Origin of the sequence: Amycolatopsis sp. NBC_00345 (assembly GCF_036116635.1) — a bacterium.
GTDB lineage: Bacteria > Actinomycetota > Actinomycetes > Mycobacteriales > Pseudonocardiaceae > Amycolatopsis.
In genome coordinates, this window is record NZ_CP107995.1 from 9,699,551 (window position 1) to 9,717,006 (window position 17,456).

The window sequence follows — 17,456 nt, forward strand, 5'->3', positions numbered from 1 at the left end:
ACTCACGTCCGGACTTCAGTGCTGACGAAGTCGGCCGGGTGTTCGGCTCCCGGCACTGACCGTTGGCCGCCGGCTCGGGCCGGAGTCTGGCTCGTCCGGCCGGCACCCGGCACCGTGGTAACGAGTTCCACCCGACCGATCCGTCAGGAGGCAGAAGTTGGCCAGCCCATACGACCCGCCCACCGGCGCGCTGCGGGGGTTCTGCAGCTGCGTGGAGTACGGGGGCGAGCGCCGCACGCCGCACGTGTTCGGCCTGGCCGGCTGCCGCAACGAGCTGGCCGCCGAGGCGGAGCTGGCCGACACCGACGACTTCCTGCCCACCGGCTACGCGCCAGGCGCCTTCGCCGGGCGAGACTGACCTCGTGAGTGGCTATGACGGTTAGAACCGGCATAGGCACTCACAAGGCGGTCAGGCCTGCCAGCCGTGTTCAAGCAGGTCGAAGGCGGCGGCGACGGCCGCGTGCGAGTCGTCGCGGTCGCAGGTGAGCGCGGTGGACTCCAGGGCGAAGTGGGCGAGCGCGGCGGCCGACGGGTCGTCCGCCGGCAGCCCGGCGTCCTCGGTGATGGCCCGCGCCAACGCGGTTTCGTGCCGCATCCACATGCGGTGCGAGTAGTCGCGCAGGGCCGGCGTTTCCGCGATCAGCTCACGGAACGCCGTGAAGGCCGGGTTGTCCGACGTCCTCAGGTGCGAGTGCAGCACGTGCTCCCGCAGCGCCGTGAGCACGCTCTGGCCCGCCGGGCGATCACGCACCACCGCGACCAGCATCGCCTCGTGTTCGGTCTCCTCGTCGAAGACCAGCGCCTCCTTGCCGGGGAAGTGCTTGAAGACCGTGGTGGTGGACACGTCGGCGGCCTCGGCGACGTCCTTGACGCTGACCTGGTCGTAACCGTGCTGCAGGAACAGCGCCAGGGCCGCGTCGGCCAGCGACTGCCTGGTCGCGGCCTTCTTCCGCTCGCGCCGGCCGAGGGGTTGCGTCGTCTCGCTCACCGGCCCAGCCTACCTCGTCAGTTGACGGACTACCAAAGTTGACTCATCACACTTTCATAATGAGTTTTCCTTGGGGCCTTCAGGAGGCGGCGTCGAAGAACAGCGCCACGGTCAGCGCGCCCGGATCCACCACGCCGCGGGCGTTTTCCCCGACGTAGCTGGCTCGGCCGCGCTTCGCCAGCAGGCTTTCGGTCGACGCGGCGCCGGCGTGGGCGGCGGAGGCGGCCGTGCGCACGGCTTCGGCCAGCGGCTCGTCGCGTCCGGCGGCCGCGGTGAGGGCCTCGGCGGCGGGGACCATGGCGTCGACCATCGTCTTGTGGCCCACCTCCGCCTTGCCGAGGCGCTGGACCACGGCCACGCCGCCGGCGGCCGCTTCGGCCAGCGCCGCCGTGGTCAGCTCCGGCGAGCGCGAGAACTCGCGGAACCACATGCCGAACAGGGGGCCGCTGGTGCCGCCGGTGTTCAGGAACCCGTCGGAGACGGCGGTGAACACGGCGTCCGGCGCGTCGGAGGCGACGCCGGCCAGGTTGGCCTCCACGCGGCGCAACGCCGAGCGCAGGTTCGTGCCGTAGTCGCCGTCGCCGGCGCGGCGGTCCAGCTCGGTCAGCTCTCCGGCCTGGTCGACGACCGTCTTGATGAACCGCTCGACCCAGCTCCGCGCGTTGATGGTCTCCATGGTTTTTCTCCTCACCAGGTCAGGGCCGGCGTGCGGACGGGGGCGTCCCACAGCTCCAGCAGTTCGGCGTCGGCGCGCAGCAGCGTGATCGAGCAGCCGCGCATGTCGAGCGCGGTCACGTACGAGCCGACCAGCGAGCGCGCCACCTCGATGCCGAGGCCGGCCAGATGGGCGCGAAGGTCTTGGTGCGCGGCCGAAAGCTCCAGGCCGTGGGTGGCGCCGAGGCCGTTGACGATCGCGATCACCTGCTCGCCCGCGGTGAGCCCGAGTGCCGCGACGACCGGGTCGGCCAGGTCCGCGACCAGCTTCCGCGCCGGGGCGAACGGGCGCCGCTCGATGCCGTGCTCGCCGTGGATGCCGACGCCGAACTCGATCTCGTCGTCGGCCAGCTCGAACGACGGCCGCGACTCGCCGGGGTGCGTGCACGAGGAGAGTGCGAGCGCGAGCGTCCGGGCGGACGAGGTGACGCGCTCGGCCAGCGTCGCCAGCTCGTCCAGCGAGGCGCCGCGCTCGGCCGCCGCGCCGCAGATCTTCTCGACGGCGACCACGGCGGCCGTCCCGCGCCGGCCGGGGCCCTCGGTGCGGTCGGTGGCCAGGTCGTCGTCCACCAGCACCGTGCGGACCTCGACGCCGTCCTCGGCCGCCAGCTCCGCGGCGATGGTGAAGTTCAGGACGTCGCCGGTGTAGTTCTTGATGATCAGCAGCACCCCGCGCCCGTGGTCGGCGGCCACGACGGCGGCGCGGACCTGGAACGCGGTCGGGCTCGCGAACACCGCGCCGGGCACGGCGGCGTCGAGCATGCCGGGGCCGACGAACCCGGTGTGCAGCGGCTCGTGGCCGGAGCCGCCTCCGGAGACGAGCGCGACCTTCGGCCGGGCGGCCTCCGCGCGGACCACGTACGCCGGGTCGGCGTGGTAGCGGACGAGGTCCGGGTGCGCCTGCTCCAGGCCGCGCAGGGCCTCGGCCACCAGGTCGTCGGGATCGTTCACCAGCTGTCGCACGGCCATTGTGCTCACCTCGCCATGGTTCGTCATCGTCGACTTTGATTCGACATCGTCGAATGTTCGACGAACCATACGAGCCCGGCCCGCTGTTGTAAAGTGCACCGCGTCCACGCGGAAGAGGTGTCGCGATGATCCAGGCCGTCGACCGGGCCGTTCGCGTCCTCGGGGTCCTGCAGGGTGCGCGGAGCGTGCCGCTCTCGGACATCGCCGCGCGGCTCGGGCTCGCACCGTCCACAGTGCACGGGATCGTCAAAACGTTGCAGGCCAACGGAATGGTCGTGCAGGAGGCGGGCTCCACGCGGTACCGGCTCGGCCCGGTGGTGCTGCGGCTCGGCAACGCCTACCTGGGCAGCCTGGAGCTGCGCTCGCGCGCGTTCGCCTGGTCCGCGGAGCTGGCCAAGCGCACCGGGTACGCGGTGCGCGCCGGTGTCCCGCTGCCCGGCGAGGTGATGATCGTGCACCACGAGCCACGCCCGGACGGGTCACGGCAGATGTCGGAGGTCGGCCTGGTCGTGCCCGCGCACGCGACGGCGCTCGGCAAGGCCGTGCTCGCCTTCTCGCCCGGCGCCGACCCGGGTGAGCTGCGCAGCATGACCGGCGAAACGGTGACCGACCTGGCCGTGCTGCGGGCCGAACTCGACGACGTCCGCCGCGACGCCGTCGCCGCGGAGCAGGAGGAGGCCGTGCTCGGGGAGTGCGGCCTGGCGTCGCCGGTCTTCGACGCCGCCGACGCCGTGGCGGGCGCGATCGGCGTGGTGGTCCCCCTCGCGGACTGGCCGGTGGCCGGCGCCGTGCGGGTGGCCGTCGCGGAGACGGCCCGGACGATCTCGCGTGAGCTGGGTGCCTCGCGCTGGCCCGGGCCGTCCGCCTGAGCGGCGCTCAGCCGCAGGTCTGGTTCTTCGCCGGGTCGTGGTCGTAGCGCAGGGAGGTCCGGCCGACGGCGTGCACCAGGTTGTCCCAGAACCGGCCGAACGTCAGCGGGGCGCGCACGGAGTCCAGCATCTCCCGGTTGTGCGGGCAGGCCAGCGTGCGGCGGATGTCGTCCAGCCGGGCGGCGGTGAAGTCGCCCCTGGCGGCGAGCTCGGCCGTGGTGCCGCGGCCACCGTCGGCGACGTCCCAGTCGATGCCGGCGTACTTGTTGTGGCCGGTCCGGCGGTCGGGGTACGGCGTGGTGTGCGCGGCGATCGGGTTCGACAGCCCGATCGGGTCGTGCACCCACGCGTCCAGCGGCAGCAGCAGGCCGGGGCCGCCGATGTTGAAGAACGTGACGGTGTCGTGGCCCGAGGTGGTCGGGTAGGCGTGCCACTCGCCCTGCGCCGTCTGGACCAGGACCACCGGCTCGGGCTCGGTGTCGAGAAGGGCGCGGATCGGGGTCGCGATCGCGGTGAACTCGTCGAAGTCCTCGGCCAGGATCGGGTGCTCGTGGTGGCTGTCGGAGACGTAGTTGGCGCGCTCGTCGGCGATCCCGCGCGCCTCGTCGATCGGGTGCTGCAGGTGCGTGTACGGCGTGCGCAGCCAGCCGACGGCCACCAGCGCCCACACGCCCAGCGCGATCGCCGGGACCACCGTCAGCCGGGTCAGCCGGATCGCCATCACGGGCAGCAGCAGGCAGAACAGCGCGGGCAGCAGCATCCGCGCGTGCATGAAGTCACCGCCGACGCGGATCACGTACAGCGCCAGCCCCAGCGCGGCGAGCACCGGCACGGCCACCACGACCGCGATCTCGCGGTTCACGCGCTTGCCCCACAGCAGCACCACGGCGATCAGCGCGCACAGCAGCACCGGCACCCACAGCCAGTACGGGCCCACGAAGTCGGCGAGGTAGCCGAACCCCTTGTGCCACAAGGCGTTCGACGCTTCCTTGACGAGCGCGGTGTTCGGCGTGAGCAGCCCGTAGTAGCCCATGCGGAACACCTGGTAGGCGGCCGGCAGCGCGGCCGCGGCGACGATCCACAGCAGCCCCGCGCGCCAGCCGCGCCACGCGAGCACCAGCAGCCCCACGCCCGCGACGGCGCTGAACAGCGCCAGGTCCGGCCGCACGAGGTACCCGAGGCCGATCACCACGGCCGTCAGCCACACCGGCCCGGCGCCCTGGTGCCGTGCGCGGCGGACCAGCAGCCACCAGGTGCCGCCGAGCCACAGCGTGATCAGGCCGGTCTCGAGCCCGGAAGTGGCGAAGTCCCGGAACGGCGGCAGCGCCACGAGGACCAGCGCCCCCAGCGGCACCACGAACACCGAGCGCGTGGCCCCGGCCAGCCGGCGCGCGCCGTCGAGCGCGAGCAGCAGCCCGCCGACGGAGCACAGGAGACCGGTCACCACGGCCAGCCACTCCAGCCGCAGCCCGGGGATCCAGGCGAACGCCAGGAGCAGGAACGTCCACAGGGTGCTGGTGTTGGACTCGACGCGTTCGCCCGCGTTGAACACCGGCCCGTTGCCGGCCAGGATCTGGCGGACGGTCCGCAGCACGATCATGCCGTCGTCGCTCATCCACCGGCGGTTCCACGCCAGCACCGCGAACCCCGCGACGGTCAGCCCGAGCACCGCCCAGTTCCACGCGCGCGCCCGCGTCCAGCCCCGTTGCGCCGGGTCCGCGCCGGGGCTCGTGGGCAGCGTTTCACTCACCACGGTGCTCATCGGATCTCCTCGCCGGCCAGGTCAGGCTGCTTTGTCATGCGGCCCGCGACCGCTGCGCGATCGTACCGGCGGGCCGCTGGAGTGGCTGGGGTGGTGCCGACCGGGTGCGGGTGCCGACGAGGGTGTGGTTGTTGTGGTCGGCGCTGGTGGGGTTGGCGGAGGTACTGCCTCGGGGCCGGTTCGGCCGAACATGCCGAGGCGTCAGACGGGTGACGACAGTCGTCCTTTTTATCTGCTTAGTCTGATTAATGTCAATAGTCGTTTGTGTGAACATAGCTAGTCCTGGGGTCTACGTCACTCTCTGTCGAATACGCCGCTTGGCCTCTTCTCGCCGGTTTGCTGATTTGACAGGGTGATCATGGGTTCGTCGGGGGCCTGGCGATTGGCTGGTTGCTCTTGACGAGGGGGATCTCGTGCGTCTTTCCCGTGTGCGTTGGCGCGCCTTTGTGGTGTCGGCTGCGGTTGTTCTCGGTTCAGTGGCGGTGGTTCAGCCGGTATTGGCGGCGCCGGCCGCGGGTGTCCCGGATTCGGCACCGGACGAGGCGACGGCGACGGCGTATGCCCGGTCCGGTGACAAGCCGGTCGAGGTCTCGTCGGAGACGACGGAAACTTCCCGGACCGTCGCGAACCCGGATGGTTCGTGGACGTTGACCGAGTACGTCCATCCGGTACGGGTCAAGCAGGGCGGCAGCTGGGCGCCGATCGACACCTCGTTGATGCGAAGACCGGACGGCACCATCGGGCCGAAGGCGGTGACGGTGGACGTCGCCCTCAACCCCGGCGGTGCAGGCTCTGCGGCAAAGCCGATCGTGCAAGCGGGCGAGGAAGGCACAGAGGTCGGTCTCAAGTGGATCAGCGACCTTCCGGTGCCCACGCTCGACGGTGACACCGCCACCTACTCCGAGGTACTGCCGGGCGTCGATCTGACGGTGAAGGCAGCGGCTGAGGGTTATACCGAGAACCTGGTCATCAAGACGCCCGACGCGGCGAAGAACCCGCAGCTGCGGGACGTTCCGTTCGGGCTTTACACGAAGAACGCCACTGTGTCCGTCGCAGCAGGCGACGGTCGGGGCACCCCCGCGCAGTCGAAGCCGACTGATGGGCTCGAGGTCAAGGACACTGCGGGCCAGGTTGTCTTCGCCGGTGACGCGTCACGGATGTGGGACTCCTCCGGGACGGGCTCGCCCGCTGAACAGCAGCTCGGGGAGGGTGGCGGCCGGCGTGAGGCGGTGATGAACTTCGCGCTCACACCGGACAAGGTGACGATCAGTCCCGACCAGGCTTTCCTGGCCGATCCGGCGACGCGTTATCCCGTGTCTCTGGACCCGGACAACTGGTGCACCTCCTGTGGGATCCAGTCGCACGTGGTGGTCCAGGACGGCTACAAGGACGCGCATAACTGGAACGCCTCGACCGGTGACTTCTCGGATCTCAAAGCCGGCTACGAGAACTACGACAAGGCCGGGACATCGCGGTCCTACATTCAGATGAACACGGCTCGCCTGGGTGGCACGGTCATCAACAGCGCGACCCTGAACACCACGGTGCTGCACAGTTACAGCTGTTCTCCGGAGCCGACCGGCCTGTGGATCTCGAATCCGGGTGACAGCGGTACCACCTGGAACAACCAGCCGTCGTGGCCGTACTTCGTGTCCGACATGAACGTGGCCAACTGTCACGACGCGGGCGACGTCACCGGCCAGTTCGACGCGTTGAAACCCGCACGGGACGCGGCCGCGAACTATTGGCAGAGCGCGTGGTTCGTACTGGCTGCCAAGAACGAGGGTGCTGGAACGGACACGTGGCGCCGGTTCGCTCTGAACCCGTACTTCCAAGTGAACTACGACTCCTACCCGAACCCGCCGGCGAACCTGTCGATGCAGAACGGGCTGCTGCCGTGTACCAGCGGCGCGAACCGTCCGTGGGTGTTCACCAAGTCCCCGCAGCTGGCGGGCCGGGTGTCCGATCCCGACGGCGGCACGCTGCAGGCGAAGTTCGCCGTTGCGTTCGGCGCGCTCGGGCACAACGTCTACACCCACGACAACGCCGCGAACATGGTGACCGTGGGTACGCCGGGCCCGAATCAACAGGCCACCGCGCAGCTGGCCGCGGTTCCGGGCGGCTGGATCAACGACGACGGGATCTACAACTGGTCGATGCAGGTCACCGATGGGCAGCTGCAGTCGAACTTCGTCGGCAACTGCGAGTTCACGGTGGACTCCAAAGTTCCGCACGCTCCCAGCGTGGCCATGAGCGGATCACCCCCGGTCAACCAGGGTGATCCGGCGAGCTTCACCGTCTCGGTCGACATGGCGACCGCCGGGTTGTATGACATCGACCACTTCATCTACACCACCGATGGATCCGAGCCACAGACGCAGGGCTCGCCGACGGCGCCTGCTGCCCAGAGCACCAATGCCTCCGGCAACCTGGTCGCGACCACGAGCCTGTCGACGACAGCGGTCAACGGCAACCAGAACCTGATCCGGGTCAAGGCAGTCAACAAGGCGGGCACCCCCGGTCCGAACGCGACCTGTGTCGCGGACGGCCACCTGGATGGTCCGTCTTGCTCGTACCACGTCCAGCCGGTCACTCCGGCCAAGAGCCTGCTCGCCGCCTGGTCCGCTGACGAGACCAGCGGCACCGTCCTCGGTGACACCGCCGCGGCAACTCCGGGCAACTCCGGTCTCGCCGCTCACCCGGCCACTCTCGCGGGCAGCGCAACGTGGTCCGCGGGCTACAACCAGGGCAACAGCTGGACCCACCCGGACACAAATGGCTACGGCGAGGGGCAGAAGGGCGCGCTGACTCTCGACGGCGTCTCCGGTTATGCGCAGACGAGTGGGCCACTGCTGGACACCACCGAGTCGTTCTCCGTTGCCGCGTGGGTGAAGCTCACCGACACGAGCCACTCGCAGTCGGTCCTCGCCCAGGACGGCACGCTCACTGACCCATTTCTGTTGCAGTACAACAAGGAGAGCAACGCCTGGGTGATGAGGATGACCACCGGCGACAACACCGAGGTCAACGACAACCGTGCAGTCGCGACCAGTCCGCCGCAGCTCGGCATCTGGACGCACCTCGCCGCGACCTACGACGCGTCCACTCACATCGCCACCCTCTTCGTCAACGGCGTCAAACAGGGCACCGTCCTCGCGCACCCGTGGTCCGCGACCGGACCCACGTTGATCGGCGCGAGCAAGTGGAACAGCAGCCGCATCGACTACTTCCACGGCCAGATCGACGACGCCCAGGTCTGGCAGCGTGAGCTATCGGCCCAGGACGCACACGACCTGGGGAACACCGGCGTACTCGTGGCGAGCTACGGCCTCGCCGAGGGGTGCGGACCTGAGCTGACGAGCCCGGCCTCCCGGGTTCCCTCGCAGCAGGCCAACTGGCCGGTCGACGAAACGACCGGTTCGACGGGGAAGGACTCGAGCAGCTTCGGCCACGACCTCACCCTGACCGGGGGCTACAGCTGGGTTCCCGGCCGCGTCGGAGGTGGCGTGCACCTCGACGGAGCCAGCGGTTCCGGGAGCACAGCCGGCCCGGTAGCCGACACTTCTGGCTCGTTCACCGTGTCCGCTTGGGTGAAGCCGGACGACCTCGCTGCGACCTACACGGTGCTGTCCCAGGACGGCGCGCACGCACCGGCCTTCCTGTTGCGGTACGGGAAGGACGTCAACCGGTGGGCGTTCGGGATGTCCCCGGCGGACGATGCGGCGAGCCCGGTCCAGTGGGCGACCGGGACCTCGGCGCCCCAGGCGACGACGTGGACGATGGTCACCGCGGTCTTCGACATCGAAGCCATGCAGGCCCGGCTGTACGTCAACGGCAAGCGTGAGGCGGCTACTGCAGTGCCTGCCGCCTGGTCCGGCTCGGGCAAGACATTCCTGGGTGCTGAGCCCGGTGCGCGAAACCTGTTCAAGGGCACAGTCGACCAGGTCGGAGCTTGGGCAACCGCTCTTTCCGACGATCAAGTCGCCGCGATGGCGGGCTACAGCCACTACGACTCGGTCAGCCAGACCGTCGCCGGCGCCAGTGGCGGAGTCACCCTGGAGGCGGAGGCGGACGCGAATGGTAAGCCGACGGCGTGCGCTGCCCGATTCGACAACTCGTGGAGCGGGCAGGTCGACGTTCCGAAGCCGGCGAACTTCCGCACTGACAAGTCGTTCACCGTCGAAGCATGGGTGAAGCACACCTGGACTGCGGCGGACGTGTCCGCACAAGGCGCTGTGGATCCCTTCGCGCGGGCAGTGGTCGGTGGGAACGACGCGCAGTACTCGCCGTTCATGCTGGGATACCGGGCGGTCGCTGGCAGTTCGGGAACATTGCACGGCAAATGGAGCTTCCTGCTCTCGACGTCGGCTACCGCGGACGGAGCCTGGTACGCGCTCAGCGACGCCGACGCCGTCAACAACACATGGACTCATCTCGCGGTTTCCTACGACGCGTCCTCGAAGATGGTCACCTTGTACGTGAACGACGTGAAGCAGAACTTCTTCCTCAACACCCAGGACGGCAGCGGAGTATCGGGCCGCGACGCGAGTGCCGGGCTGTTCCTGGGCCGCGGTATCTGGAGTGGCAACCGGTCGGACGAGTGGTACGGGGGCCTCGCTGGCGTCCGGGTCTATTCCGGTGTGCGTGGCTTGGCCATTGTCGGCAACGACCGGTTCGAGGACGACCCTCGCCAGCTGTTCGCGGGCTGAGTTCGCCGTTTCTTCGAGGGCTTGAGGGCAGGGGTTTGTCATGCGGACGCAATTTCGGTTTAGCACGTGGGTAAGAGCCACGGCGGGCGCGGTCGTCCTGATGTTGGCCGCGAGCGCGCAGCAGGCCGTAGCGGCACCGGCGGCAGGGCCGAGCGGCTGGCACGGGCTGGGATGGGATCTGCCGCCGCTGCAAGCGACGGCGTCAGTGGCGGGGAAGACCGGTGGTCTGGAACCGCATCCGGCCCCCACACCGTCAGCACCGCTACCGTCCGTCGCTTGGCCGGCCGCGTCGAGCACCGACGTCGCGCTGACCTCGGACCCAGTGGCCGCGAAAACACCGGTCACGGTTACCCGTAGCCAGAAGGCGTCGCCTGCAGCGCACGCGGCAGGCACCGTCAAGCTCGACGTACTGGACAAGTCCGCCGCGGACAAGGCCGGAGTCCGCGGCACCCTGATGAAGGTGACACCGTCGGCGGGGGACACCAGCGGGCCGCTGGAGCTGAACCTCGACTACCGCTCGTTCGCCGGGGCGTACGGCGCGAGCTATGGGTCGCGGCTGCGGTTCGTGCAGTACCCGGAGTGTCTGCTGTCCACTCCGGACCAGCCGCAGTGCCAGGTGAAGACGCCGTTGCCGTCGGCCAACAACACCCAGACCGATCATCTGACGGGCCAGGCATCGCTCGTTTCGCCGAGCAGCGCCATGGTGATCGCTGCCGAGGCTGACGACAAGGGAGACGGCGGTGACTTCAAGGCGACGGACCTGAAGCCCGCCGGTTCGTGGAGTTCGGGTGGCTCGACCGGTGCGTTCACCTACTCGTATCCGCTGAACGTCCCGGCCGGCCCTAGTGGCAAGGGCCCGGGACTGGGCCTGGACTACTCGTCTGACGCGGTGGACGGCCTGACCTCGGCCACGAACAACCAGGCTTCGCCGATCGGTGACGGCTGGTCGCTGTCGGGCGGCGGGTTCATCGAGCGCTCCTACAAGTCCTGTGCCGAAGACCTCGGGGGGAACAACGGCCAGAACAAGCAGAACGGTGATCTGTGCTGGTTCTCCGACAACGCCACACTCTCGTTCGGCGGGTCCAGCGACATGCTGGTCAAGGACAAGAACAGCGCCAACAGCTGGCACACCAAGATCGACAAGGGCTCGAAGATCGAGAAGCTGGACAACGCCGCCAACGGCGTTCAGGGCAGCGAAGCCTGGAAGCTGACCACCTCTGACGGGACGCAGTACTTCTTCGGTCTCAACCATCTTCCCGGCTGGCAGAACGGCAACGCCGAAACCCACTCGGCCTGGACTGAGCCGGTCTACGGCAACAACCTCGGTGAACCGTGCTACCACGCTGCCTTCACTGATTCCCTCTGCGCCAACACGGCGTGGCGCTGGAACCTCGACTACACGGTCGACACCCACGGCAACGCCACCGCTTACTACTACGACACCGAGAACAACGCCTACGCGGTCAACGCCAACACTGCCGCGCCGAGCACCTACGTCCGCAGCGGATACCTGTCGCGGATCGAGTACGGGTTCAACACCCGCGTCGCGAACGTCTACTCGACGCCGCCGGCCCGTGTGCTGCTGGGTACCACCGAGCGCTGTCTTCCGAACGCGACGTTCACGTGTGACGCCGGGCAGCTCACCAAGGACAACGCGACGCACTGGCCGGATGTGCCGTTCGATCGGATCTGCACCGTCGGCACCAAGTGCCTGAACGCCTCCCCGAGCTTCTTCAGCCGTAAGCGATACACCACGATCACCGGCCAAGTCACCGACGGTGCCGGCAGCTGGAAGCCGGTGGTCTCGTGGGCGCTCGGCCAGTCCTACCCGCCCAGCGGAGACGGGAAGAGTCCCGCGCTGTGGCTCGATTCGATCACTCAGACCGGACTGGCAGGAACCTCAAGCAGCAGGCCGCCGGTTTCCTTGCCGCCGACGCTGTTCCACGGAATACCGAAAGCCAACCGCGTCGACGCCTCCACGGGCTACACCGCGCTGACCCGGCAACGGATCGACTCGATCACCACCCCGATGGGCGGGGTCACCACGGTCAAGTACGCCGAGCCGGAATGCGTACCCGGTTCGAAGATGCCCGCGTCCCCGGAGAGCAACACTCTTGCCTGCTACCCCGTCTATTGGACGCCTGGCGGCGCGACGGACCCGATCCTCGACTGGTTCAACAAGTTCCCGGCCACCGACATCACCGAGGATGGCAACACCGCGCTGTCCCAGCAAATCGTCACGCACTACGACTACATCGACGGTGCGGCCTGGCACCACGACGACAACCCTCTCTCCGACCCCAAGTACCGCACCTGGTCACAATTCCGCGGTTACGGTGAGGTCAAGACCACCAAGGGAGCTGCATCCGGCGATCCGTCCGGGCCCCGGACCGTGACGGACGCGCGCTACCTGCGCGGCATGGACGGCGACACGCAGCCGGGCGGTGGCCACCGCAGTGTCTCGGTTCCGAGTTACTGGGGCGAGAACGTCACCGACCTCGACCAGTACGCCGGCTTCACGAGAGAGAACCTGACGTACCTCGACGGCAACGTCATCGCCGAGTCCCTCAACGACCCGTGGCGCAGTCCGAACGCGACAGCGACCGACACAGACGGGCTTCAGTCCTTCTACACCGGCACCGCGGTCGCGCGAACCCGGGTCTGGGTCGCCGCGACGCAGCAATGGCGGGTCAGCCGAAAGATCAGCACCTTCGGCGACTACGGACTCGAGGTCGCCACCGAGAACGACGGCCTCCTCAACGGCACCACGCCCGATCCCGGCCAGACCACCTGCACCACGAGCACCTACCTGCCCAATACCAGTATCTGGCTGCTCAACAGCGTCCAGCAGGCCAGGACGTTCGCCGGCACCTGTTCGACACCGGTGACCGCGGCCACGATCGTCTCCGATTCCAAGAACTCCTTCGACTCGCTGCCCTACGGCAGCGCGCCGACCATCGGCGACATCACCCAGACCGACGTCCTCGACACCTGGGTCCCAGGCGGCGAGACGTTCCAGTCCCCGGCGCACACCGCCACGTTCGACAAATACGGCCGCAGCCTCAAAATCGCGGATCACCGCAATCTGCCGACCCTGACGGCCTACACCCCGGAGACTGGAGGTCCGGTCACCCAGATCGCCACCACGACACCACCGGTCAGCGCCACCGACACCAGGACATTCACTTCGACCAAGATCCTGGACCCGTTCTCCGGCGCGATTCTCGCCGAGATCGACAACAGCGGGATGCGCACCGATGCCACCTATGACCCGCTCGCCCGGATCACCGCGGTGTGGAGTCCTGGACACGACAAGAGCCAGAACGCACAGCCGACCACCACCTATGAGTACTCCGTAACCGCAGACACCGGCAAGGTCAGCTACGTCGCGACCAAGACCCTGCTCGCCAACGCCGGCTATTCCACCAGCTACGCGCTCGTCGACGGTCTCGGCCGCACAATCCAGACCCAGGCCCCGACGCCGTACAGCCAAGGCGGAAGGCTGATCGCCGACAGTCTCTACGACTCCCAGGGCCGCGTTTGCACCACGCACAACAACTACTGGAACGGCGACTCGGGCCCGGACAAGACGTTGCACGTCGTCCAGCACAACGCGGTTCCGAACAGCACCTTCACGACCTACGACAGTGCCGGCCGGACCATCGGCGTCGCTTATGCCTTGGACGGCACCGAGCAGTGGCGCACCACGACCAAGTACGACGGTGACCGCACGGTCACCATCCCTCCCGTCGGCGGGACCGCGACCGCCGCAGTCACCAACGGGCTGGGACAGAACGTCCAGACCATCCAGTTCCACGACCGTGACCACACCGGCACCACCGATCCCGGTGACGTCACGACCTACACCTACACACCCGGTGGCCAGCCGGCCACGGTGACCGACGCGACCGGCAACAACACCTGGACCACCAGCTACGACCTACACGGCCGCAAGGCTTCCTCCACCGACCCGGACACCGGGGCCATCAGCTACACCTACGACGACGCCGACCGGCTCGCCACCAGCACCGACGCGATGCACCGGACACTCGCCTACAGTTACGACAACATCGGTCGCAGGACCGGCGAATACCAGGACTCGCTCACTGGGACCAAGCTCGCTGAATGGGCCTACGACACGGTCATGCCCGGTCAGCCCTCCGGTTCGACTCACTACGTGGACGGACGCGCCTACTCCACCGCGGTGACCGGCTATGACCCCGCCGGTCACGTCACCGGTACCAGGTACACCATTCCGGCGTTCGAGACCGGTCTCGGCGGGACATACAGCTTCAGCACCGAGTACAACTCGCTGACCGGTGCGGTCGCCACGACCACGAGCCCGCAGAAGGGCGGTGTGCCGCGGGAAACGATCTACCACGACTACGGCGCGCTCGGCCAGCCCACCGGGCTACGCGCGTCCTCGGCCGGTGGCAACTTGCTGTACCTCGTGTCCGAAACGGACTACAACCCCCAGGCCCAGGTCCTGCGGACCAACTTCCAGGACCCCGCCAGCCCTTACCAGGTAGCCGTTTCCAACACCTACGAGGACGGCACCAACCGGCTTTCCGGAACCCTGGCCCAGCGTGCCACCGATACCGGGCACGACGTCACCAACCGCCACTACACCTACGGCCCCGACGGCAGCCTCACGAAGCTGGCTGATATTCCTCAGGGCGGCTCACCTGACGTGCAGTGCTTCCAGTACGACTACCTGCAGCGGCTGACCAACGCTTGGACACCCGCCAGCACTGACCCGGCAAAGGCCGACTGCGGAGCCACCCCGAACGCGAGCGCGCTCGGCGGCGCGGCACCGTACTGGACTTCCTGGAGCTACAACACCGCCGGAAACCGCACCCAGCAGGTCCAGCACGCAACAGGCGGTGTCGCGACGACGACCACTACCTATCCAGATCCGGGACAGACGCGCCCCCACGCTGCCCTGACCGCGAGCAAGACCAGTGGGAACGCCACCACGGCCAGCGACTACAGCTATGACGACGACGGTCGTACGAAGACTCGCGGGCCGTCTGGGGCGGGGCAGTCCTTCACCTACGACGCGGAAGGCAACATCGCGTCGGTCACCGAGGCCGATGGGAAGACCAGCACTTACGTCTACGACGCTGATGGCAACCGCCTCGTTACTCGCGATCCGTCCGGTGTCACTCTCACTGTGGGTGACACTGAACTGCACGTCGCCGCCGGCGGGACCACGGCGATCGGCACCCGCTACTACTCCTACAACGGCCAGCCCATCGCGGAACGCAACGCGGTCTCTGGTGTTTCCTGGCTGCTCACCGACAACCAAGGCACTGCCTACGCCACGGTCGATGCCGCGAACCTGGCTGTCCGTAAGCGTTACCAGGATCCTTACGGCGTTCCTCGTGGTAATACCGATGGGCCCTGGGCCGACAATCACGGCTTCCTGGGCGGCTTCCAGAACACGACGGGGCTCACGCATCTCGGCGCCCGCGACTACGACCCGCTCACGGGCAGCTTCACCACGCCGGACCCGGTCCTGGATCTGAGCCAGCCGGCGCACCTGAATGCTTACACGTACGGGTTCGACAACCCGATCGGCAGCCCTGACCCCACAGGCCTTGAGCCCCAACTGTCGGAGTGCGACAAGGCGGACGATCGGCTTGCATGTGAGAACTGGGGTTACACAGCCAGTACCGGTAACGCGTCGGACGACAAGTTCTACAACACTTATCGGCGTTCCTCGATCAAGCTCTGCAATTGGAGCCGTCACTGCCTGACCGACAACCGTGACGTTACGACCAAGGGCCGTAGGGCACCTACTCAGGAGCGCGCGGAGTCGATCTACCGGCAGTTCCACCACGAGGGAATGACGATTCAGCAGATCGTCGAGCTGGGTTGGCAGATGACCGGTATTCCCGACGCGATCGACTGTGTCAACGATCCGTCGTGGGGTTCGTGTTTGTCTGCGGCGGCATCGCTTGTGCCTTACCTCAAGGGTGGCAAGGCGATCAAGGCCTTGGCGGAGTCTGAGAAGTTCGCTGCGGCGGGAAAGTTCATCGGCGACATCGCCGACGCTGTGCGAGGAGGTGACGATGCGGTCGATGTCGCGGTCACAGCGTGCGCGCGACACAGTTTTACTGGTGATACTCGCGTCCTGATGGCTGACGGGGGCACAAAACCGATCGCTGAGGTCAAGGTCGGCGACGAGATCATGAACGCTGAGCCTGACGGTCGAGGTGTAGAGGTTCACACCGTAACCGCGGTTCACGTGACGACCGATGACCAGGACCGGGTCGAGCTTACGACGGCGAGCGGGCCAGACCAGGTCAACACCACCGAGCATCACCAAATCTGGGAAGCGCGCAGCCATCACTGGGTGGAAGCAGGCCAACTCCAGCCTGGCGACAAGTTCGAAACCCTCACCGGTAACCTGACGATCACCAAGGTCCGAGCTGGCGTCGAGCAAGGGACCACTTATGACCTGACGATCGACAGTGTCCACACGTACTATGTACTGGCTGGGACCAGCCCAGTACTTGTTCACAATACCGACTGTGTGAACTGGTCGCCCAAGAGCATTAAGACGTTCGGTCACACTTTCAACACCCACGGTGCCGGTGCAAAGAACACTCGGAGCCTGATTGACCGTGCCCGTAGTACTGGAAATCAGCAGGGTCAATGGCTGGACAATGATGCGGTTGCCGAGTTCTTGCAGGGCGTGCATGTTGAGGGCGCAGGCCCTAGGTCAGTTCAAATTCCCGAAGGCTTGGGGCAAGTGATCATGCCGGATGGCAGCATCGTTCCAGCCAGGGCTGCTACCCTGGTGCCGAGCCCAGGTGGCCTGTATAAGACGGCCTTTCCAACCCTCGGGTCCGGATAGAAGGAGTTTCGTTGGGATTCCGCTGCACTTTGGAGCAGCCATCTTGGTCATCGTCGGCTCCCGAGGTGCTGATCGCCCTAGGGGTTGAGGATGACTTTGAGAGCATGGTCATGGCGGCCTGCGGCATGCTTGGGGACACCGACTGTCGATTTCACATCGAGGGGTTTGGCAGTCTCGAATGGCCCGTGGACGTTGCATACGACCTCTCGGCCTTCATGGAGCAGTTGCCTGATCTCATCGCGCGGATCAGGGCGCGAAACTATGCGGAGCTTGACATGTATTCTCAGGGTATTGAGCGAACGTTGGAATTCACCCACAAGGGAGAATCGGTGGAGATTCGCTGCCTGTCGAGGACGGACTGGGTGCCGAATCCGAGTATTGAGATCATGAGCAGAAAAAACCTCGAAGAAATGCTCTCTCGGTTGGCTATGGACTTTGCGATCTCTCTTACTGTGATCGGTTCTCCGATTGCGCAGGTCTACCCATTTTCTAATTGGGCCTCAGGTAACGATTAGTGCTTCTGTTTGACGGTAGAGGAACGCAACCGGGAAAAAAATCAGTGACCGCACTGAAATGTTTCCGT

The 17,456-nt window shown here is 67.1% G+C and carries 9 protein-coding genes; 5 read left to right on the forward strand and 4 right to left on the reverse strand.

The features are described 5' to 3' along the window. The first annotated feature begins 157 nt into the window (after positions 1–157). Positions 158–358, forward strand: a complete 201-nt coding sequence (locus tag OG943_RS44355) for a hypothetical protein (protein WP_328606851.1) — start codon at positions 158–160, stop codon at positions 356–358. Between the two features lie 51 nt (positions 359–409). Here OG943_RS44355 and OG943_RS44360 read toward each other — a convergent pair whose 3' ends face one another. The 3 genes from OG943_RS44360 to dhaK all read right to left on the reverse strand — a co-directional run bounded on the left by OG943_RS44360 (position 410) and on the right by dhaK (position 2,671). After that, positions 410–988, reverse strand: a complete 579-nt coding sequence (locus tag OG943_RS44360) for a TetR/AcrR family transcriptional regulator (RefSeq protein WP_328606852.1) — start codon at positions 986–988, stop codon at positions 410–412. A gap of 79 nt (positions 989–1,067) precedes the next feature. After that, on the reverse strand, positions 1,068–1,664 hold the full coding sequence (gene dhaL / locus OG943_RS44365) for a dihydroxyacetone kinase subunit DhaL (RefSeq protein ID WP_328606853.1): 597 nt from the start codon (positions 1,662–1,664) through the stop codon (positions 1,068–1,070). Positions 1,665–1,675: 11 nt separating this feature from the next. Then, complete coding sequence (gene dhaK / locus OG943_RS44370; protein ID WP_328606854.1) at positions 1,676–2,671, reverse strand: dihydroxyacetone kinase subunit DhaK; 996 nt, start codon at positions 2,669–2,671, stop codon at positions 1,676–1,678. Between the two features lie 125 nt (positions 2,672–2,796). On the opposite strand from dhaK, the gene OG943_RS44375 reads away from it, so the two are divergent. Beyond that, entirely contained in the window at positions 2,797–3,540 is a 744-nt protein-coding gene (locus OG943_RS44375) for an IclR family transcriptional regulator (protein WP_328606855.1), read from the forward strand. A 7-nt stretch (positions 3,541–3,547) separates the two neighbouring features. Here OG943_RS44375 and OG943_RS44380 read toward each other — a convergent pair whose 3' ends face one another. Continuing rightward, positions 3,548–5,302 carry an arabinofuranosyltransferase gene (locus OG943_RS44380; RefSeq protein ID WP_328606856.1) on the reverse strand — a complete coding sequence of 585 codons (1,755 nt, stop codon included), beginning with the start codon at positions 5,300–5,302 and terminating at the stop codon, positions 3,548–3,550. 476 nt (positions 5,303–5,778) lie between these two features. On the opposite strand from OG943_RS44380, the gene OG943_RS44385 reads away from it, so the two are divergent. The 3 genes from OG943_RS44385 to OG943_RS44395 all read left to right on the forward strand — a co-directional run bounded on the left by OG943_RS44385 (position 5,779) and on the right by OG943_RS44395 (position 17,388). Next, positions 5,779–10,011: a LamG-like jellyroll fold domain-containing protein gene (locus OG943_RS44385; RefSeq protein ID WP_328606857.1), complete on the forward strand. Its 4,233-nt coding sequence runs from the start codon at positions 5,779–5,781 to the stop codon at positions 10,009–10,011. A 100-nt stretch (positions 10,012–10,111) separates the two neighbouring features. Further along, entirely contained in the window at positions 10,112–16,873 is a 6,762-nt protein-coding gene (locus tag OG943_RS44390) for an RHS repeat-associated core domain-containing protein (protein WP_328606858.1), read from the forward strand. A 65-nt stretch (positions 16,874–16,938) separates the two neighbouring features. After that, positions 16,939–17,388, forward strand: a complete 450-nt coding sequence (locus tag OG943_RS44395) for a hypothetical protein (protein ID WP_328606859.1) — start codon at positions 16,939–16,941, stop codon at positions 17,386–17,388. Positions 17,389–17,456 lie beyond the last annotated feature (68 nt).

Coding starts and splice junctions, on each gene's coding strand:
- OG943_RS44380 (WP_328606856.1), bottom strand. CDS start 5,302: ATGAGCACCGTGGTGAGTGAAACGCTGCCCACGAGCCCCGGCGCGGAC.
- OG943_RS44390 (WP_328606858.1), top strand. CDS start 10,112: ATGTTGGCCGCGAGCGCGCAGCAGGCCGTAGCGGCACCGGCGGCAGGG.
- dhaL (WP_328606853.1), bottom strand. CDS start 1,664: ATGGAGACCATCAACGCGCGGAGCTGGGTCGAGCGGTTCATCAAGACG.
- OG943_RS44375 (WP_328606855.1), top strand. CDS start 2,797: ATGATCCAGGCCGTCGACCGGGCCGTTCGCGTCCTCGGGGTCCTGCAG.
- dhaK (WP_328606854.1), bottom strand. CDS start 2,671: ATGGCCGTGCGACAGCTGGTGAACGATCCCGACGACCTGGTGGCCGAG.